Genomic DNA, 19,706 nt, shown 5'->3' on the forward strand with positions numbered 1-19,706 from the left:
GAGAAATTGGTCCCGCACAAAACCGGTGCAAAGCTGGTTGCGGGGACCAGTATGAGACTTTGAATCAGCCGCTTCGGAAGCTGATTCAAAATCTTCAGATGTTGAATCAGAAAGTGAAGTGAGATGTCCGGCACCGACAAGACCAAGGCAGGGCACGACCTTGCCGGTCCCGTCGTCATCCTGGTCGAGCCGCAGCTTGGCGAGAACATCGGCATGGCCGCGCGCGCGATGGGCAACTTCGCGCTGTCGAGGATGCGCATCGTCAACCCGCGCGACGGCTGGCCGAACATTGCCGCCCAGCGCGCGGCCGCAGGCGCCGACCACATCATCGGTTCCGTCGAGCTGTTCGACACCGTCGAGCAGGCGATCGCCGATCTCACGCTGGTGTTTGCGACCACCGCCCGGGCCCACGACCAGGCCAAGCCGGTGGTCGGGCCGGAGGGCGCGGCGGGTGAGATCGTCGGTCATGTCGCATCCGGCGGCGGCGCCGGCATCCTGTTCGGGCGCGAGCGCGCCGGCCTGACCAATGAGGAGGTCGCGCTCGCCAACCGCATCATCACCTTCCCGGTCAATCCGGGCTTCGCCTCGCTCAATCTGGCGCAGGCGGTGCTGTTGATGGGCTACGAGTGGTTCAAGCTCTCGACCGCGGGTGCGCTGCCGTTCGCGATGCCCGAGCGGTCCGAGCCGGCCTCCCAGCACCAGATGCAGGCGTTCTTCGACAACCTCGTCGCCGAGCTCGATAAGGTCGAGTTCCTGCGGCCGGCGGAGAAGCGCGACACCATGCTGGTGAACCTGCGCAACATCTTCACCCGGATGGATCCGACCAAGCAGGACATGCACACGCTGCACGGCGTGGTGATGGCGATCGCCGAGGGCCGCAAGGGCCCGGCCAAGGGCGGGGTGCTCGACGGCGCCCAGGCGACGCGCTTGCGGGCGCTGCTCGCCGAGCAGGGGCAGGGCGGCGCGACCGCTGACAGTAGCAGCACGGTGCGCGGCCTCGCCCGGCTGCTTCGCCGCAACCCGACCGACGCCGAACGGATCCTGTGGCAGGCGCTGACGCGGGACCGCCGCTTCGCCGGCCAGTTCAAGCGCCAGACCCCGGTCGGCCGCCACATCCCCGACTTTGTCTCCTTCGTGCACCGGCTTGCGATCGAGCTGGTCAACCCGAACGAGAGCGAGGCCATCGGGGCCGACCGCGCCAAGCGCAGAGCCTGGCTCGAAGCGCGCGACTATCGGGTGGTCGACATGCGGGTGGCCGATGTCGAGCGCGACCTCGACGCCGAGCTCGCCCGGCTGGAGGCGGGGCTGCGGCAGGAGCGGTAGCTTACGCAATTGCTCTGTCCGCGGAGCAAGATCGGGATTCGAGTAAGCGTCTCTTTCCACACGTCGTCCTGGCGAAAGCCAAGACCCATAACCACCGCATTGGATTGTGAAAGGGATCGAGGCCGCAGCGTCGCGCAACAATTGAGATTTGGGGTAATGGGTCCTGGCTTTCGCCTGGCTTTCGCCAGGACGACACCGTGTTGGTGCGCCGCAGATGGCACGATTTCTGCCGTCACAATCCCGAAGGCAGCATCTCGCTAGGCTCGTGCCGACACGAGCCACAGACCCACATGCAGGTCGCGCCCATCCGCTCCGAGGCTTGCGGCGAGCGCGTTGCGTACCGCTTCCATGGCGCGATGACGTTGATCGTCCGTGGCATTCTCGAGCAGCGCAGGCAGCGGGCCGGCCTGCGTGATGAAGGCCATGCTTTGCGTGATGTCGCCGCCATGGATCGGCACGTCGGTGGCCTTGAGCGCAATCTCGTGAAACCCGGCCTCGGTCAGGATGCCGCGAACGCGATCCTCGCGCGCGAACGAAAACATCCCGGGCGCCAATGGATCGAGCGGCGGCTGTGGCGGCACGTGCGGTCGGGCCGCCTCGATGGGTACGCGAAACCACGGCGACTCCGGCATGGTGCGAAAACAGACGAACACCAGCCGCCCGCCCGCTTTCATGCCGCTACGGATGTTGGTGAAGGCCCTGACCGGGTCATCGAAGAACATCAGGCCAAAACGCGAATACACCAGATCCGCCCAGCGCGGTTCGAAGCCGTAGATCGTTGCGTCGGCCAGCGCACAGGTCACGTTGCCAAATCCCGCCTCGGCGACACGATGCTTGGCCAGATCCAGCATCGGGACCGAGATATCGACACCCAGCACAGCACCCGACGGACCAACAGCCTTGGCGAACGCCAACACTGTGTCACCGGTGCCGCATCCGATATCGATGACACGCTCACCCGGCTTTGCCGCCGCGGCACCCAGGCTGACGTTGGTGACCGACGTGAAGACTTCGCTGATCACGGCTTGCTGCGAAACCCATGAGTGCCCCATGGTGCTGTTCCAGAACTCTGCTCCTCGGGGGTTTGGCGTGGGCGTCTGCATTTGATCAATCTCCTGGTGCTGAAAATGGAGTGTCGTCTGAAACAAACTGCACAAAATTCCGGATCGAACGCGAAGCTGAAATCTCCGTACCGGGCATTAGCGAATTGCAGCCGACGTGCTTTGCATCTCGGTTCTAGGCCATCAGGACGTCTTCGCGCGATCCGCATCCGATCGATGCTGGACGGCGCTCAGGTGGTGGATTCATTGCCGCCGCCCCTCGGCTTGGAAATCGGAGGGATGCAGCTACCGAAGCGTGAATCGAGCGGATCGTAGCGCGACCTCATTCTCGCAAAAATATAGAGCGCCGCCAGTGCGAAGGCGCCGAGCAACAGCAGGCCCCATGCAGGTGGCGGACCTGCAACCAAAAGCACTGCTGCTCCAACGAGGACTAACGCGATAATGCCCGAAGACAGTTTTGAAGCCATGACCGGCTCCGCAGTTAGCGCAGTGACGGGATACTATCCCTGAAATCGATCCATTTGTGAGAGGCCAACTGCGACACGCCAGCGCAGATATTTCCACCTGGGGGGACTGAGCGACGGCCTGTTCGCTCACGGCCGCGAACGTCACTATTGCGAGTTAGAGGTTGAGTTGGCCCGGGCTCACTTGCTCACTGCCGCGTGGATGGCGCGGCAATGTTGTACCAGGGCATCGTGCGAGACCACGAATTGCTTCAACGGCGTCTCGATGTCGTAGAAGTAGATGTTGGCCACGAAGCCATAGATGCCGGCATCGACGGTCGTCGGTTTGTCGCCATGCACATAGCCACGGCTCGGGATCAGGCTCGCCAGTGCAGCGAGATCGGCGAGCCCGCGGGCCATCGCGGCGTCGGGCTCGAAGCGGCCGATGCCCTGGTAATAATAGCGCTGCGCGTTGAACTCCTTGGCCTTCATCAAGCCGTCGTCGGTGAGGGCTGGATGCTCGCGCTTGAGCGCGTCGCGGAATTGGGGCCAATTGCGCGCGTCCTGCCAGCGCGAATAGGACATCACCCAGTAGAGATCGTCGAGCGTCCGCGTGACGAGGAGGTTGGTCGTGCGCTGCGCCGGCGTCAGCGCGGTATCCAGCGTCACGTCATATTTTCCGGTGACATAGGCGAGGATGGTCTCGCTGTCGCCGACAGTGTCGTCGCCGTCGACGACATAGGGCAATTGCTTGCGCGGTGCCTTCGATGCATCGAAAATATGTTCGTGCCGGAACGGTACGCCGGCGAGCTTCAGAAAAGCGAATACCTTCAGACCATAGCCATTGTTGTCGGCAACGCCGAACAACGGCGGATAGGAATAGAGCGTGAGCATGATGGCTCGCCACGTTCGAGGTCGCTACACGCTACCTCAGAATCCGTCGGCTGGATACGTCGGGCAGGCAGGCCCGCCTGTTGCGCCGCAACGCCTGAAACGATTGCCTACAATCCGTAGTTGATGTCTTATTGTCGTCCTCGTCCCGGGTCGGGCGATTTTTACGGACATTTTTCAGGGAGGAATTGCGATGCTGCGGACGTACTTCTCATGCCTGTTCGTGACTGCCTTTTCGCTGTCTGCAATGGCCGCCGACGGTGATCCAAAGCAGAAGGCCGAAGCGATTGCTTCCGAATATGCGGCGAGTTTCAACAAGCAGGATGGTGCGGGAATTGCCGCGCTGTTCGCGGCCGGTGGCATCCACGTCAATCCCGCGGGGCCGCGCTCCGACATTGCGGAGTTTTATCAAGGCGCCTTCAAGGCCGGGTTCGACCATGAGGAAATAACGGTGGACCAGGCATGGCCATTGGGCTCGGACATGGCGCTCGCCATCGGCGGGTATCGTCTCTCGGGCAAGAACCAAAGCGGGGCGCCTATCGAGACAGGGGGCATCTGGACAGCAACTTACGTGACCGAGGGAGGCAAGCTCAAAATTCGCTTGCTGTCGGCGATGCCCAAGCCGCCGCCGAAGTAGCAGGGGCATCCGGACGGACGATACCGCCGCGCGCTTCGGCGCGCGCCTTCGATGAAGTCTACCGGCGCAGTTCGCGCCAGCGGTGCACGCCCGGGACGATCACGCCTTCGAGATCCCGCCGTCGATCACCGGTCCCATCGGCTCGTAGCGCTCGCCGCTGAAACGCACCAGTTGCAGCTGCTCGAGCGGATAATAGTCTGATGGCGAGGTGTTGATCCGGATGCCGGGCAGCAGCATGTCGGATTCGAAATCCTTCAGGTTGGCCGCCTGCTTGATGATGCTTTCGGACGAGACGTCGTCGCCGCACTGCTTGAGCACCTGGACCAGGATCTGGCTGGTGAGATAGCCGGTGACCGCGTAGATGTCGTTCTTGGCGGCGGCCGGATCATATTTGTCGAGGAACGCGCGCCATTTCTGGATGGCGGGATCGCTGTCCCAGGCGGCGTCGACGGGATCCTTCAGGTAGGCGCTCGAAATGATTCCCTTAGAGACGTCGAAGCCCGCGGCCTTCAGCGTCGAGCCGGCGGAGGAGGCGTTGTTGCCGATGTAGTGCGCCGGCTGCCAGCCGAGCTCGGCGATCTTCTTGATGCCTTGGGCGGCGAATTTTGGTGTGGTCATGCTCATGAACACGTTGGCGCCGGCGGATTTGCAGCGGACCACCTGGCTGTCGATGGTCGGGTCGGCGGTCTCATAGGACAGCTCCGCCACGATTGCGGACGTCCTGGCGCCAAGTCCGTCCTTGAAGCCCTTCAGCACGTCGCGGCCGAAATCGTCGTTCTGGTAGACGATGCCGATTTTGGGATCGTTCTGTGTCGACAGCACATGCTGCGCGAAGGTGCGGCCCTCGATCTGGTAGCAGGGCTGGAAACCCATGGTGTAGGGGAAATTCTTGTAGTCGCCGAACTTGGTCGCGCCCGAGGCAATGAAGAGGTGCGGGACCTTCTTCTGGTTCATGTACTTCATGATCGCCGCGTTGGTCGGCGCGCCGAGCGGCGCAAACAGCACGTCGATCTCGTCGCCTTCGACCAGCTTGCGCGCCTGCTCGACAGTCTTGGCCGGGCTGTAGGCATCGTCATAGGTGATATACTTGATCATGCGGCCATTGATGCCGCCTTGCTCGTTGATCATCTTGAAATAGCCGCCGGGGGTGCGGCCGATCGACGAATAGACCGCGGCCGGTCCCGAATAGGCGTCGATGTTGCCGATGACGATCTCGGTCTTGCCCTCCGTCTCGCCTCTGGCGATCGCGGGCCTGCCGAGCAGCAGCGCGGCTGACGTGGCCGCGGCGCCCTTGATGAGATGACGGCGCGATAGCCGGGGCGAACGGTTCCTTGTCATTGCAGTCCTCCGCTTCTTCTTGTTGGCCGTTTTGGCATTATTGGCCGTTTGGCAGCCTCTGACGGGCATGTCGGCGCGCAGCATTCCACAGCGGTGCTTTGGGACTTGTGTGCAGTCGCTACCATCTGAAATTTTCGCGCGATGTCAGCCGCGGAGGCCGCGTTCCCCATCCTCGGTTACCGACATGCCGCGCCGGATTGCTATACTGCGGCGGATGTCTTGGTGATCTCAGCAGGGTGGACCGATGGCGAAAGTGTTGGAAGGCAAGGTGGCGGCCGTGACCGGGGCGGCGTCGGGGATTGGACTGGCGAGCAGCGCGGCGATGCTGGCCGCGGGGGCGCGCGTGGTGATGGTCGACCGCGATGCCGTCGCGCTGCAAGCGCTCGCCCGCAACCACGGCGATGCGGTGGTCCCGCTGGTGATCGACCTGCTCGATCCCGGGGAGTGTGCGAGCTTGCTGCCCAAGGTGCTCGAGAAGACCGGCCGGCTCGACATCCTGCACGCCAATGCCGGCATCTATGTCGGCGGCGACCTCGTCGATGCCGACACCGCGGCGATCGACCGGATGCTGAACCTGAACGTCAACGTCGTGATGAAGAACGTGCACGACGTGCTGCCGCACATGATCGCGCGCGGGACCGGCGACATCATCGTCACAAGCTCGCTCGCCGCGCATTTCCCGACGCCGTGGGAGCCGGTCTATGCGTCGTCGAAATGGGCGGTCAACTGCTTCGTGCAGACGGTGCGGCGCCAGGTGTTCAAGCACGGCATCCGCGTCGGCTCGATCTCGCCCGGGCCCGTGATCAGCGCGCTGCTGGCGGACTGGCCGCCCGAGAAGCTTGCGGAGGCCAAGGCGGCCGGAAGCCTGCTGGAGGCCAGCGAAGTCGCCGAGGTCGTGATGTTCATGCTGACCCGGCCGCGCGGCATGACCATCCGCGACGTCGTGATGCTGCCGACGAATTTCGACCTGTAACGGCGAGCGCCGCGCCTCAGGCGGCGCTGCGATCGGTGGCGGGCGCCGGGCTGTGCTGCGTGAGGCGGCGCAGTGCGGCGACATTGGTCGCGACGGAAGCCATCCGGCACCGCGCCTTGCCTTCGGATTTCGCCTCGTACAGCGCGGCGTCGGCGGACGCCAGCAGCTGTTCGGCCTCGGTGCCGTGCTCAGGCGACACCGCGATGCCGACGCTGACGCCGACCTCGGCCGAGATGCCGCCCGCGAGCTGATAGGGCATCGTGACGGTCTGGATGATGCGCTGGCCGGCCGTGAGCGCCTGTTCCGCCGTGACGCCGCTGACCAGCACCACGAACTCGTCGCCGCCGAGCCGTGCGATTACCGCGGTTTCGGGCAGCGCGCGCCGCAGCCGCTCCGCGGTCAGCATCAGCACCTGGTCGCCGGCGGCGTGGCCATAGGTGTCGTTGACCGGCTTGAAATTGTCGAGGTCGAAGAACAGCAGCGCAAAGGGCCTGCCATTCCCGGCGGGAGCCGCCAGCTTCGTGTTCAGCGCCGCGACGAAGCCGGCGCGATTGCGCAGGCCGGTCAGGGTGTCGTGATGGGCAAGATGGCCGTTCTCGCGCTCGGCGCGCATGGTGGCGATCAGCATCTTGTCGAGACGGAAGGCCGCCACCGTCATCGCCGTGAGATACAGCGGCACCTGCATGACGACGATGAAGAGCAGCGGCTCGCCGGCAAGGGCCGCGCCCGGAACAATCGGGCCGAGGCTGAGCAGGATCATGGTGCCGGCAAGGCGCGGGGCGCTGAAATTGCGGAAGCAGATGCCGCCGACCATCGCTGCCGCCGATAGCGAAGCCAGCAGCGCAACCACCCAATCGCCGCTTGCGAGGCTGATCAGGATGCCGAAGCCGACGCTGGCGCTCCAGGCGACTGCAAGCAAGAGATGCAGATCGGTCGGGGTCGGCCGCTGCTCGCGCGCGGCGCGATGCGCAACCACGAGCACGGCGAGGCGCGAGAGGCAGATGACGAGTTCGAGGACGACCCAGGTGATGAACAGCGCGGTCGGCTCGCGGATCGCAATCACGGCTGCGACTGCGACCGTATTGACCGCGCCAGCCGCAAACACCGGCAGCGAGCCGTAGAGATCCCCGATCAGCGCCGCGCGGATGTCCTCAGGTACGCCTGGTCCGGCGTCGGCGAGCCAGCGCATCACGCCCCAGCGCGGCTGGCTGTATCGTCCTTTTTCGGACTGCATTGTTCTTGCCTCGTACTTTCACCGCGCAACTGACCCGGCCGGACCTAACAGGCGTTTAAGGCCGGCGCCGATCGCGCGGCGTGATTGACGGCAGGTAAACCCGGCGGGCGATCGCGCCGCAGAAATACCGACGCCGGAGGTCGCGACGATCGGTTCGGCCGGCGGCGAGAAGGATGAAGTCTGCGCCAATGCCGGCCTTGCCAGGGTGGCGGACGCGCTGAAACAGCGCGGACGCCGCGTCGGCAGACAATCACATGTGAAAAGGGCAGAACTGCTGCGGATTGCGGCGGCCGTTGCGTTACACGGCGAGGAGCTGTTGTTCGGCCGCGCCGCCGGCGCGCTTCGGCTTCTTCGCCTTGGCCGGCGCGAACAGATTGCTGGCGGCAAGGCCCGCGGTGTCGGCGACAGCCGGATCGCACGACACCATGGCGGCGACGATGGCGCCGTCGATCAAGAGCGCGAGCTGGTGCGCAAGCACGGCCGGCTCGGCCGCGCCCATCTCGCCGGCGAGCTTCTCGATATGCGCCAGCACCACCTTCTTGTGCTTCAGCGCGATGTTGCGGAACTGCTTGGCGTCCTTGTCGTGCTCGGCGACCGCGTTGATGAAGGGGCAGCCATAGAAGCGCTCCTCGGCGAACCAGGTCTTCAGGGCAGGGAAGATCCGCGACAGCTTGGTCTGCGGATCGCCGCCGCCGGCCTCGATCGCGCCGATGAACCATTCGCGCCACTGGCGGCCTTCGCTCTCCAGCACCGCATGCACGAGGTTGGTCTTCGAGCCGAACAGCTTGTAGAGCGTCGTCTTCGCGGTTCCGGCCTCGTCGATGATCGCATCGATGCCGGTGGCGTTGATGCCGTTCTTGCAGAACAGATGGGTTGCGGCGTTCAGCAGGCGCCCGCGCGCCGATTCATCGTCGCCGGCGGTGAACGCCGCGGCAGATTTTTTCTTCGCAAGCGATTTGGCCATGCGCGGCAGTAAATCGGAGCGCGCCGAAATCATCAAGCCGCATCTTCACGGGGGCGGGCATGTGCGCCGTCCTGCGCTCAAAATAATCGCGGCGGCGCCGCAGATGCACCGCGTTTGAGCAGCCGCGCCCTGATCAATCCGCAGGCAGCCCCGCTTAAGCGCCTGCGGGATTTCGGCTTTTGTTTTGGGGCAGGACTGGCACGCTTCGTGCAGGAAACAGACCGTTCGGTATCCTGACCAATTCCATCGCTCCCAGGGAGAAAACTGATGACCGCTGTCGCCCAGAAAACCGCACTGACCGGCTGCCTCGCGCCGATCGACAGAGGCGGGCTCGAGCAGCTGATTGCCAACGGCAAGGCCAACCCGAAGGTGATCAAGACCTTGAAGTGCAAGACGGTGGCCGAGGGCAAGTTCCGCCACGCCAACTACATCCGCAACCTCGCGCCCTACATCGTCGACGAGCCGCCGGGCCTGCTCGGCGACGACACCGCGCCCAATCCCTCCGAGGCCTCGCTCGCCGCGCTTGGCTCCTGCCTCGCTGTCGGCCTGCACGCCAACGCCGTGCATCGCGGCTGGATCGTCAACAAGCTCGAGCTCGAGCTCGAGGGCGATCTCAACATCACCGCGGTGTGGGGCACCGGCGACGTCAGCGAGAAGCCGGTCGGCTTCACCGACGTCCGCGTCAAGGTCGACATGGAGTGCGAGGGGGTCCCGCAGGCCGAGATCGACGCGCTGGTGGCGCATGTGAAGAAGTGGTCGCCGGTCGCCAACACCTTCACCCGTCCCGTCAATCTCGAGGTCAGCGCGTAAACGCCCGACCGGCAATTCAAGGTGCGGAGATCATCCATGGGTTCACTGGCTTTGTCGCGGGTCGCAGCTCAAGATCCCGCACCGACCATTGCGGACGAGGTTGCCCGCCTTGCCCGTCAGGAGCTGGCGCCGATCGCAGCCGCGGTCGACGCCGGCTCGGTCTATCCCGGCGAATTCCTGCGCCGGCTCGGCAAGGTCGGCGCCTGGAGCAGCCATGTGCCGCAGGAGGGGCCTGCCGACCTGCGCTGGGCCATCCAGTCGATGGCCGCGCTCGGCGAGGTCTGCGGTGCCACCGCCTTCATGGCGTGGTGCCAGAACACGCTGGTCTGGTACGTCGCCAATTCCACCAACATGAAGCTCGCCGCGCGCTTCGGTGACTGCTTCGCCCGCGGGCGCGCGCTCGGCGGCACCGGGCTCTCCAACCCGATGAAGAGCTTCTTCGGCATCGAGCGGCTGAAGCTGAAGGGCCGCAAGGTAGAGGGCGGCTACATCGTCCGCGGTGCGCTGCCCTGGGTGTCGAACCTCGGGCCCGGCCATTACTTCGGCACGATCTTCGAGCGCGAGGACGAGGGCACCAAGGGCGAGCCGGGCGGCATCGCAAGCGGCGAGCCGGGCAGCACCGTGATGTTCCTCGCCGACTGCTCCGATCCCGCGATCACGCTGACGCCCTGCAAGCCGTTCCTGGCGATGGACGGCACCGGCACCTATGGCGTCCAGTTTCGCGACGTGTTCGTGCCGGACGAACTGATCCTGGCCGAGCCGGCTGCGCCGTTCGTCAAGAAAATCCGCGCCGGCTTCATCCTGTTGCAGGCCGGCATGGGCCTTGGGCTGATGAAGGATTGCATCAACATCATGGACGAGGTCCACGCGCCGCTCGGACACGTCAACCGCTATCTGCCGCAACAGCCGCTGCAATTCCGCGAGCTCCATGCCGAGTTCGAGAAGGAGGCGATGGCGCTGGCAAGCGATCCCTACAATGCCGATGACAGCTATTGGCGCCGCGTCGTCGCACTGCGACTGCGGATCGGCGATGCCAGCGTCGCATTCGCACATGCCGCGATGCTCCATTGCGGCGCGCGCGGCTATCTGATGAGCCACCGCGCCCAGCGCAGGCTGCGCGAGGCCTATTTCGTCGCCATCGTCACGCCCGCCACCAAGCAGCTGCGCAAGATGCTGGCGGACGGCTGAAGCATGATCCGGAAAAGTGGAAACCGGTTTTCCCTCGCGACAAACGCGGAACGCGTTTGCGCGGAGATCATGCTCAAACAAGTTCGGGACCACCACAACTGCAACCACAGACAGGAGAGGCTGCCATGACGGACGTTCTGATCACCGCCGGCGAACTTGCCGAGCTCGTCAAGAAAGACCCGTGTGTCATCATCGACACGCGAAATCCGGATGCCTATGCGGCCGGCCATTTGCCCGGTGCCGTCAATGTGCATGACATCTTCACCTTCCTCGCGACCTCGACGCCGGAAGGCATCCACGAGCTGAAGACCAAGTTCGCCGACGCGTTCGGTGCCGCCGGTCTCTCCGGCAAGGAGACCGCCGTGATCTACGAGCAGTCGATGAATTCCGGTTTCGGGCAGTCCTGCCGCGGCTACTATCTTCTGACAATGCTGGGCTATCCCAGGATCAAGGTGCTGCATGGCGGCTTCGATGCCTGGAAGGCGGCCGACCTGCCGGTGACCACCGACGTGGCGGTGCCGGCGAAGGCCGCCTTTGCGATCGTACCGGAGGCCGGCGATATCATGATCGACGCCAAGGCGATGCTGGCGGCGGTCGGCAAGCCCGGCGTTGCGATCCTCGACGTGCGCGACGTCGACGAGTGGATCGGCGAAAGCTCCTCGCCCTATGGCAAGGATTTCTGCCCGCGCAAGGGCCGCATTCCCGGCGCGGTGTGGCTGGAATGGTACCGCATGATGAAGCCGACCGCCGAGGGCCCGCGCTTCAAGTCGAAGGATGAGATCCTGGCGGAATGCGCCACCGTCGGCATCTCGCAGACCACGCCGGTCTATCTCTACTGCTTCAAGGGCGCGCGCGCCTCGAACACCTTCCTGGCGCTGAAGAATGCCGGCGTGAAGGACGTGCGGATGTACTTCGGCTCCTGGAACGAGTGGTCGCGCGACCCGTCGCTGCCGATCGATGAGGGCTTGCCGACCGCGGCCGTCGTCACCGGCAAGGCGGCATAGAACCTGCATGTTTGTTGGTGTCCGGCGGCGCAAAACGCGGCCGGACGCCGATCAATGAACCGGATCGCGGAGTTCTCCGCGTTTCGGTGCGACAATGGGGCGCAGTATGTCCATGTCAGATGATCCCTTCGACGCCGACCGCGTGCTCACGCGATCGGGTTGCGCCTGCGGCTGGCATCGCTCAGCCGCCGAGCATGAGCAGGCCGCGCGCACGTTGCGCTGCGAGCCGGTCGCCGACCTCAGCGAACAGAAGCGTTACGAAGGCATCGTCGCGTCGGCGGTGATGCGGGCGGTGTTTCCGCAGGATGTCGCGCGCCGCGCTTTCCTGAAATCGGTTGGCGCCGCGACGGCGCTCGCCGCGCTGTCACAGTTCTTCCCGCTGAAGACGGCGACAGAGGCGTTCGCCGACGCCGGACCGCCGGAGAAGAAGGACCTCAAGGTCGGCTTCATCCCGATCACCTGCGCGACCCCGATCATCATGGCGGCGCCGCTCGGCTTCTATGCCAAGCAGGGCCTCAACGTCGAGGTGGTGAAGACCGCCGGCTGGGCGGTCATTCGCGACAAGACCATCAACAAGGAATACGACGCCGCCCACATGCTGGCGCCGATGCCGATCGCGATCTCGCTCGGCCTTGGCGCCAACGCCATCCCGTTCACGGTCCCTGCGATCGAGAACATCAACGGGCAGGGCATCACGCTGGCCATGAAGCACAAGGACAGGCGCGATCCGAAGGACTGGAAGGGCATGAAGTTCGCCATTCCGTTCGACTACTCCATGCACAATTATCTGCTGCGCTATTACCTCGCCGAGCACGGGCTCGACCCGGATACCGACGTGCAGCTTCGCTCGGTGCCGCCGCCGGAGATGGTCGCCAATCTGCGCGCCGACAACATCGACGGTTTCCTCGCGCCCGACAATATCTGCCAGCGCGCGATCTATGACGGGGTCGGCTTCCTGCACATCCTCTCCAAGGAGATCTGGGACGGCCATCCCTGCTGCAGCTTTGCCGCCAGCCGCGAGTTCATCACGACGGCGCCGAATTCCTTCGCGGCGCTGACCCGCGCGATCGTGGATGCCACCGGCTACGCGGCGAAGGCCGAGAACCGCAAGCAGATCGCGGAAGCGATTGCGCCGGCCAACTACATCAACGCGCCGGTGACGGTGCTGGAGCAGGTGCTGACCGGCACCTATGCCGACGGGCTCGGTGGCGTGAAAACCGATCCGAAGCGCGTCGATTTCGATCCGTTCCCCTGGCAGTCCTTTGCGGTGTGGATGCTGACGCAGATGAAGCGCTGGGGCCAGATCAAGGGCGACGTCGACTACAAGGCGGTCGCCGAGCAGGTCTATCTCGCCACCGATACCAAGAAGGTGATGGCCGAGATGGGCCTCGCGCCACCCGCCACCTCGTACAAGTCGTTCTCGGTGATGGGCAAGAGCTTCGATCCGGCCAAGCCCGACGATTATCTCGCGAGCTTCAAGATCAGGAAATCGTCGTGAGAGAGCAAGCTTTCTCCACGATGTCGTCCCGGCGAAGGCCGGGACCCATAACCCCAACAGCCAGTGATTCGGCACGGCGTCTCCCCGCGTGCCTTATCGCGACGGCACGGCGTATGGGTCCCGGCTTTCGCCGGGACGACGGGTTGAAAGAGTGGGCGCGATGATGCTGCCCCTTCGCCTTCGCGCCGCCATCGTCTCGATCGCGCTGCTTGCCGCCTTCCTCGGCGCCTGGCACCTCGCCACCCGCAGCAGCGGCACGACGGCGGCCATGAGCCCCGAATACGCCAGGCTGATGGGGCTGACCGCGACGCAGGGCAAGTCGGCGATGCCCGGACCGCTCGATGTCGGCGCCAAGCTGTGGGAGCATCTGAAGCGGCCGTTCTACGACAATGGCCCGAACGACAAGGGGCTCGGCATCCAGCTCGCCTATTCGATCGGGCGCGTCGGGCTCGGCTATCTGATCGCGGTCGTCGTCGCGATCCCGCTCGGCTTCATGATCGGCATGTCGCCGCTGATCAGCAGGGCGCTCGATCCCTTCATCCAGGTGCTGAAGCCGATCTCGCCGCTGGCCTGGATGCCGCTCGCGCTCTACACGATCAAGGATTCCTCGATCTCGGCGATCTTTGTCATTTTCATCTGCTCGGTGTGGCCGATGCTGCTCAACACCGCGTTCGGGGTCGCCGGTGTGCGCAAGGAGTGGATCAACGTCGCGCGCACGCTCGAGGTCGGCACCATCAGGCGCGCCTTCACCGTGATCCTGCCGGCGGCGGCGCCGACGATCCTGACGGGCATGCGGATCTCGATCGGGATCGCCTGGCTCGTGATCGTCGCCGCCGAGATGCTCGTCGGCGGTACCGGCGTCGGCTATTTCGTCTGGAACGAGTGGAATAACCTGTCGATCACCAATGTGATCATCGCAATCCTCTTGATCGGCCTCGTCGGCATGCTGCTCGACCAGGTGCTGGCGCGGTTCACGCGCATGGTGACGTTTCCGGAGTAGCGATGACCGACAGCCGCATTGCAGCCCCTTCACCTCGCCCCGCCTGCGGGGAGAGGTCGATTGCGAAGCGATCGGGTGAGGGGGAGTTTCCGCGAGTCTATCTGCCGCCGTGCTCGCGGAGGAAGCCCCTCCCAACCCTCTCCCGGCGAAGAGCGGGGCGAGGGAGCGCAGTCCATTCGTGGAGCTACCGCGGATGACCGACAAGTTCATTTCGATCGAGGGCATTGCGCGGCGCTATCCCGGCGCCGGCGACGGCGTCACCACGGTGTTCGAGAATTTCTGGCTGTCGATGGCGCGCGGCGAGTTCGGCTGCGTGATCGGCCATTCCGGCTGCGGCAAGACCACGGTGCTGAACATCCTCGCCGGCCTCGACGAGCCGAGCGAGGGCACGGTGATCGTCGACGGGCAGGGGATCGAGGGCACCAGCCTCGACCGCGCCGTGATCTTCCAAAGCCATGCGCTGCTGCCGTGGCGCACCGTGTCGGGCAATGTCGCCTATGCTGTCAGCTCGAAATGGCGCAAATGGGACCGTGCGCGGGTGAAGGCGCATGCGCAGAAGTTCATCGATCTCGTCGGGCTAACCGGCTCCGAGCACAAGCATCCGTCCGAGCTCTCCGGCGGCATGAAACAGCGCGTCGGCATCGCGCGGGCGCTGTCGATCACCCCGAAGATCATGCTGATGGACGAGCCGTTCTCGGCGCTGGATGCGCTAACCCGCGGCACGCTGCAGGACGAGGTGCGGCGGATCTGCCTGGAGACCGGGCAGACCACCTTCATGATCACGCATGACGTCGATGAGGCGATCTTCCTCGCCGACAGGATCTTCCTGATGACCAACGGTCCCGGCGCCGTGCTGGCCGAGATCGTCGAGAACCCGCTGCCGAAGGAGCGCGGCCGCATCGACCTGCACCGCCATCCCTATTACTATGCGCTGCGCAACCATATCGTCGATTTCCTGGTCAGCCGCAGCAAGAGCTTTGCCGCCGAGATGACCGGTCACGATCCGCGCCACGTGCCGACGGTGCGGCCCGGCGTCGGCGAGCCGGTGATCGTCTCGCCGCCACGCGCCGTCGAACCCAATCCCGCGCAGAGCGCTGCGCGCTGAAGCCCAAGGAGGAAACCTGATGAAACGCGAAGACCTCACCGAGAAGCTGCTCGACATCAAGCGCGAGAAGGGCTGGAGCTGGAAATACATCTGCGAGAAGATCGGCGGCTATTCCGATGTGCTGATCACGGGCGCCATCCTCGGCCAGATGAAACTGACGAAGCCGCAGGCGGCGAACGCCGGCGAGCTGTTCGGGCTGTCGAAGGCCGAGATCGCGATGCTCAACGAGGTGCCGATGCGCGGCACCGGCACGCCGATGCCGCCGACCGATCCGCTGATCTACCGCTTCTACGAGATGGTGATGGTCAACGGCCCGGCCTGGAAGGCGCTGATCGAAGAAGAATTCGGCGACGGCATCATGTCGGCGATCGACTTCGACATGGCGCTGGAGCGCGTCGCCAATCCGAAGGGCGACCGCGTCAAGATCACCATGAGCGGCAAGTTCCTGCCGTACAAATATTACGGCGCCAGCGGCAACGTGCCGGAATACGGCTTCAAGGAAGAGTGAGGCGAGGGGGCGAATGGCGAGTAGCGAATGGATTCCTGCCCATTCGCTACTCGCACCTCACCATTCGCTACAGGATCGTGCCCGGGTTGTAGCGCGCCGCCTCAGGCTTGGCCTTGGCCAGAGCCTCGACCTGCTCGGCGAAGAAATCGACCTGGGCGCCGGCGTCGCCGGAGTTGGCGCGACCCTGGTCGAGCACGTGCTGTAGTTCGGCTGCGCTCAAGCCAAGACGCTTGTCGGCGGCGAGGCGCTGCAGCAGATCGTTCTGCACGATCTTGCCGGTGCGCAGGTCGCCGATGGCCGCGACGGCATGCTCCTTGATCGCCTCGTGAGCGCCTTCGCGGCCCGCGCCCTTCTTGACCGCTTCCATCATCACCGTGGTGGTCAGCAGGAAGGGCAGATAGCGGTTGAGCTCGGTCTCGACGACGGCTTCGAACACCTCCATCTGGTCGAGCACCGTGAGCAGGGTTTCGAGCAGGCCATCCATGGCGAGGAAGGCATCGGGCAGCATGACGCGGCGGACGACCGAGCAGGAGACGTCGCCTTCGTTCCACTGATCGCCGGCAAGGCCTGCGGCCATCGCGAGATAGCCCTTCAGGATCACATGCAGGCCGTTGATGCGCTCGCAGGAGCGGCTGTTCATCTTGTGCGGCATCGCGGAGGAGCCGACCTGGCCCTTGGCAAAACCTTCGCTGGCGAGTTCGTGGCCTGCCATCAGGCGGATGGTCTTGGCGAAATTGCCGGGCCCGCTGGCGAGCTCGGTGAGCACGCTGACCGCACGGAAGTCGAGGCTGCGCGGATAGACCTGGCCGACGGCATCGAGGGCCTTCGGCAGGCCGAGGTGAACAAGGACGCGCTGCTCGAGCGCGCGCGCCTTGCCGGCATCTCCGTTGAACAGGGTGATCTGATCGAGACGGGTGCCGACCGCGCCCTTCAGGCCGCGGGCGGGATAGGTCTGCAGCACATTGACCAGGCTCTGATGCGCCAGCAGCATCTCCTCGCCGGACATGGCGATGCGCTTGCCGAGCGTCGTGACCTGCGCGGCCACGTTATGGGTGCGCGCGGTGAACGGGATGTCGCGCAATTGCTTCGCGCGCGTGGCAAAGCGGATGAGTGCGGCGATGCTCTTGGTCTCGATGAGCTGCAGCGCGCGGTAGACCTGCAATTGCTCGACGTTCTCGGTGAGGTCGCGGCTGGTCATGCCCTTGTGCAGGTGCTCGTGACCGGCGAGCTCGCAGAACTCCTCGATGCGCGCCTTGACGTCGTGACGGGTGACGCGCTCCCGCTTCATGATGGAGGCCAGGTTGATCTGGTCCTTGACGCGCTCGTAGCTTTCGATCACGCCATCCGGCACCGCGATGCCGAGATCGCGCTGGGCCTTCAGCACGGCGATCCAGTAGTCGCGTTCGAGGCGGACCTTGCCTTCGCCACTCCAGATGGCTCGCATGGCGGGCGAGGCGTAACGTTCGGCGAGGACGTTGGAAATGTGATCTTGGGACATCCCGCTCTCTTGGCATTGCCTGAGGCTGGCTGCAAGCCGCGATCTGCGATGAATCGTCAGGTCTGGTAACGCCTCGGCCGGGCTTGCGGTGCTGGCGCCAGCATACCAGATTCTAGAGGCGGCGCAGGCATGCTTCGCCCCGCGTCAGAGCGAGAAGGTCACTGCGGCGGGTCCGCAGCTCAGGCCGGCCGTGTTCGGCACGGCCGTGTCGCTGGTCCAGTTGTCCTCGCCGTCGGTCGTCTTGTACAGGAACTGGCCGTTGGGCCCCTGGTGCAGGACGTACAATGTGTCGTTGAACACGACCGGCGCGGCATTGCCGAAATTGCCCGGCGTATCGGGGACCTGGCGGTCGGCTCCCCAGCTGCTAATGCCGTCGAACCGCTTGAAGAAGAAGAGGCCCGTGGGGTCGTTGAAGAACAGGTAGATCCAGTCCTTGTAGGAAGCCGCGCCCGGACCGTTGCTGAGGCCTTCCGTACCGGCAACCGGATTGCTTCGCCAGGTGCTGCGGTCGAAGGTCGCGTACCAGAAGCGGTTCATGTTGCCGGGTTCGCTATAGCCGGGCCCGCGGCCGAACACGTAGAGCGTGTCGCCGCGCACGACCGCGGCCGGGGTGTCGACGTTCTGGTAGGCGACGGAGATGAGATGGTTGGTTCCGGATGTGTTGATCTCGGGTCCGAAGCTGGTGCCGTCGTAGGTCTTGTACATCAGGTCGGACTGGCCGGGATTCGAGTACAGCAGATAGATCAGGCCGTCATACACGGCGGCCGCCACTCCGCCGCCGACGCCGGCCATGTTGGGCACCTGGGCTGCCGCCGTCCACAGCTCGCCGTCATAGACCCTGTAATAGAGGGACTGGTTGATCGGATAGAACACATACAGGTTGGTGTTGAAGACGACGGCTGCCGGCGTGTTGCTGATCCAGGTGTTCCCCGGCATCGGGACGTCGCCGCTCCAGGCCTCGCCGTTGAAGACGTTCGTAAAAAATTGTGGACTGTTTCCAACGCCCTTGTGCAGGGAAAACAACCAGCTCTTCATTTTGGAAATCCCCCATGGCGACGAGACGCCGCCTCTGATCATCGGTGTAGATTGATCGACGTGCGCAGGATCGATTGGAATGAACTGATCGTACGCCTGCGCCCGTCGTGTTCTACGTCCGATTCACCGATGGTTGTGTGAAGCTGTTCACTCACCCTGGAGGAGGAGACCATATATGTCGTGCGCAGACTGAGAATCGAGGCCGCGCAAGGCACGCCGCGACGTGAGTGGCGACTTGTCGGAAGACGGATTTCGAGGAGATGAGAGAAGCGCGAATAGCGAATGGATGCTTTCCGATTAGCTATTCGCTGCTTCCTATTCGCCTTTCGCTGCGGCGAACGCCGCCCGGACCTCCTTCACCGGCGCCATGTCGCGGACGAAGCTGAATGCGCCGTTGTCCTTCATCTCGCGGGCACAGCGCAGGAACGCAGCCAGCGCGTGGCGCTGCATCGCGCCGCCGACGCTGATGCGCTTGACGCCGGCGGCGGCGAGTTGCTCGACGGTCAGGGTCGGATCGGCAAAGCCCATCACGAGGTTGAACGGCTTGTTGATCGATGACACCACGGTCTTGATGGTGGCGAGATCGTAGAGGCCCGGCGAATACAGCACGTCGGCGCCGGCGGCCTCGAACGCCTGCAGCCGCTTGATGGTGTCGTCGAGGTCCTTGCGGCCGTGCAGGAAGTTTTCCGCCCGCGCCGTCAGCGTGAACGGGAAGGGCAGCGCCCGTGCGGCCTCGACCGCGGCCTGGACCCGCTCGACCGCCAGCGAGAAGTCATAGATCGGGCGCTGCGGGTCGCCGGTCGAGTCCTCGATCGAGCCGCCGACCGCGCCGGCCTCGGCGGCGAAGCGGATCGCCTCGGCCGCGAGCTTCGGCATGTCGGCGCCGCATTTTTCCAGATCGGCATTGACGGGCAGGTCGGTGGCCTCGGCGATCACCCGGCAATTCTCGATGATCTCATCGAGGCTGACGGTCGAACGGCCGAGCGTATTGGCGAGCCCGAGGCTGGTGGTCGCGAGCGCCTCGAAGCCCATGGATGCGAGCAGCTTCGCCGTTCCGGCGTCCCACGGATTTGGAATGATGAAGGTGCCGGGCCGCTGATGCAGCTCGCGAAACCGTGCTGCCTTGTCCGCCTGGGTGCGCATGTGAACTCCTGCTGTTGTCAAAAGCGACTGAAAGCAGCGATAGGGCGGTTTCG

The 19,706-nt window shown here is 64.6% G+C and carries 19 protein-coding genes; 10 read left to right on the forward strand and 9 right to left on the reverse strand.

Features of this window, described 5'->3' with window-relative positions:
• The first annotated feature begins 123 nt into the window (after positions 1 to 123).
• Positions 124 to 1,323, forward strand: coding sequence for a TrmJ/YjtD family RNA methyltransferase (locus J2R76_RS01910; protein ID WP_253623724.1), 1,200 nt, complete (start codon positions 124 to 126; stop codon positions 1,321 to 1,323).
• Between the two features lie 257 nt (positions 1,324 to 1,580).
• Here the strand turns inward: J2R76_RS01910 and J2R76_RS01915 are convergent, their stop codons facing one another.
• From J2R76_RS01915 to J2R76_RS01925, 3 genes are all read right to left on the reverse strand, one after another.
• Positions 1,581 to 2,426, reverse strand: coding sequence for a class I SAM-dependent methyltransferase (locus tag J2R76_RS01915; protein WP_141340027.1), 846 nt, complete (start codon positions 2,424 to 2,426; stop codon positions 1,581 to 1,583).
• Between the two features lie 188 nt (positions 2,427 to 2,614).
• Positions 2,615 to 2,851, reverse strand: a complete 237-nt coding sequence (locus J2R76_RS01920) for a hypothetical protein (protein WP_143270934.1) — start codon at positions 2,849 to 2,851, stop codon at positions 2,615 to 2,617.
• Positions 2,852 to 3,028: 177 nt separating this feature from the next.
• On the reverse strand, positions 3,029 to 3,721 hold the full coding sequence (locus tag J2R76_RS01925) for a glutathione S-transferase C-terminal domain-containing protein (protein WP_076828417.1): 693 nt from the start codon (positions 3,719 to 3,721) through the stop codon (positions 3,029 to 3,031).
• 190 nt (positions 3,722 to 3,911) lie between these two features.
• On the opposite strand from J2R76_RS01925, the gene J2R76_RS01930 reads away from it, so the two are divergent.
• A complete protein-coding gene (locus tag J2R76_RS01930; RefSeq protein WP_076828419.1) occupies positions 3,912 to 4,355 on the forward strand; it encodes a DUF4440 domain-containing protein in 444 nt (147 codons plus the stop codon).
• A gap of 99 nt (positions 4,356 to 4,454) precedes the next feature.
• Here the strand turns inward: J2R76_RS01930 and J2R76_RS01935 are convergent, their stop codons facing one another.
• Positions 4,455 to 5,693, reverse strand: a complete 1,239-nt coding sequence (locus tag J2R76_RS01935; protein ID WP_253623725.1) for an ABC transporter substrate-binding protein — start codon at positions 5,691 to 5,693, stop codon at positions 4,455 to 4,457.
• Positions 5,694 to 5,937: 244 nt separating this feature from the next.
• Here J2R76_RS01935 and J2R76_RS01940 point away from each other — a divergent pair, with 244 nt between their 5' ends.
• Positions 5,938 to 6,666: an SDR family oxidoreductase gene (locus tag J2R76_RS01940; protein ID WP_076828421.1), complete on the forward strand. Its 729-nt coding sequence runs from the start codon at positions 5,938 to 5,940 to the stop codon at positions 6,664 to 6,666.
• A gap of 16 nt (positions 6,667 to 6,682) precedes the next feature.
• Here J2R76_RS01940 and J2R76_RS01945 read toward each other — a convergent pair whose 3' ends face one another.
• Together J2R76_RS01945 and J2R76_RS01950 are read right to left on the reverse strand one after the other, a co-directional pair.
• Positions 6,683 to 7,900 (reverse strand): GGDEF domain-containing protein, encoded by a 1,218-nt coding sequence (locus tag J2R76_RS01945; RefSeq protein WP_253623726.1) that lies wholly within the window; start codon positions 7,898 to 7,900, stop codon positions 6,683 to 6,685.
• Positions 7,901 to 8,198: 298 nt separating this feature from the next.
• Positions 8,199 to 8,864 (reverse strand): TetR/AcrR family transcriptional regulator, encoded by a 666-nt coding sequence (locus J2R76_RS01950; RefSeq protein ID WP_141340023.1) that lies wholly within the window; start codon positions 8,862 to 8,864, stop codon positions 8,199 to 8,201.
• A gap of 267 nt (positions 8,865 to 9,131) precedes the next feature.
• On the opposite strand from J2R76_RS01950, the gene J2R76_RS01955 reads away from it, so the two are divergent.
• The 7 genes from J2R76_RS01955 (at position 9,132) to cynS (ending at position 15,977) form a co-directional block, all read left to right on the forward strand.
• Positions 9,132 to 9,674, forward strand: coding sequence for an OsmC family protein (locus tag J2R76_RS01955; protein ID WP_225647260.1), 543 nt, complete (start codon positions 9,132 to 9,134; stop codon positions 9,672 to 9,674).
• Positions 9,675 to 9,710: 36 nt separating this feature from the next.
• Positions 9,711 to 10,862 carry an acyl-CoA dehydrogenase family protein gene (locus J2R76_RS01960; protein WP_057018378.1) on the forward strand — a complete coding sequence of 384 codons (1,152 nt, stop codon included), beginning with the start codon at positions 9,711 to 9,713 and terminating at the stop codon, positions 10,860 to 10,862.
• A 125-nt stretch (positions 10,863 to 10,987) separates the two neighbouring features.
• Entirely contained in the window at positions 10,988 to 11,866 is an 879-nt protein-coding gene (locus J2R76_RS01965) for a sulfurtransferase (RefSeq protein WP_229190908.1), read from the forward strand.
• Positions 11,867 to 11,972: 106 nt separating this feature from the next.
• Positions 11,973 to 13,364 carry a CmpA/NrtA family ABC transporter substrate-binding protein gene (locus J2R76_RS01970; protein ID WP_253623727.1) on the forward strand — a complete coding sequence of 464 codons (1,392 nt, stop codon included), beginning with the start codon at positions 11,973 to 11,975 and terminating at the stop codon, positions 13,362 to 13,364.
• A gap of 160 nt (positions 13,365 to 13,524) precedes the next feature.
• Positions 13,525 to 14,364 carry a nitrate ABC transporter permease gene (gene ntrB, locus J2R76_RS01975; protein WP_253623728.1) on the forward strand — a complete coding sequence of 280 codons (840 nt, stop codon included), beginning with the start codon at positions 13,525 to 13,527 and terminating at the stop codon, positions 14,362 to 14,364.
• Positions 14,365 to 14,557: 193 nt separating this feature from the next.
• Positions 14,558 to 15,469 (forward strand): ABC transporter ATP-binding protein, encoded by a 912-nt coding sequence (locus J2R76_RS01980; RefSeq protein ID WP_168854936.1) that lies wholly within the window; start codon positions 14,558 to 14,560, stop codon positions 15,467 to 15,469.
• 19 nt (positions 15,470 to 15,488) lie between these two features.
• Positions 15,489 to 15,977 carry a cyanase gene (gene cynS, locus J2R76_RS01985; protein ID WP_050387665.1) on the forward strand — a complete coding sequence of 163 codons (489 nt, stop codon included), beginning with the start codon at positions 15,489 to 15,491 and terminating at the stop codon, positions 15,975 to 15,977.
• 67 nt (positions 15,978 to 16,044) lie between these two features.
• Here the strand turns inward: cynS and purB are convergent, their stop codons facing one another.
• The 3 genes from purB to J2R76_RS02000 form a co-directional block, all read right to left on the reverse strand.
• Complete coding sequence (purB, locus tag J2R76_RS01990; protein ID WP_076828436.1) at positions 16,045 to 17,475, reverse strand: adenylosuccinate lyase; 1,431 nt, start codon at positions 17,473 to 17,475, stop codon at positions 16,045 to 16,047.
• Between the two features lie 144 nt (positions 17,476 to 17,619).
• Positions 17,620 to 18,510, reverse strand: coding sequence for a hypothetical protein (locus tag J2R76_RS01995; RefSeq protein ID WP_253623729.1), 891 nt, complete (start codon positions 18,508 to 18,510; stop codon positions 17,620 to 17,622).
• Positions 18,511 to 18,825: 315 nt separating this feature from the next.
• On the reverse strand, positions 18,826 to 19,653 hold the full coding sequence (locus J2R76_RS02000; RefSeq protein ID WP_253623730.1) for an oxaloacetate decarboxylase: 828 nt from the start codon (positions 19,651 to 19,653) through the stop codon (positions 18,826 to 18,828).
• Between the last annotated feature and the right edge of the window lie 53 nt (positions 19,654 to 19,706).

The sequence above is a fragment of the Bradyrhizobium sp. USDA 4532 genome (assembly GCF_024171315.1).
Taxonomy (GTDB): domain Bacteria; phylum Pseudomonadota; class Alphaproteobacteria; order Rhizobiales; family Xanthobacteraceae; genus Bradyrhizobium; species Bradyrhizobium australafricanum.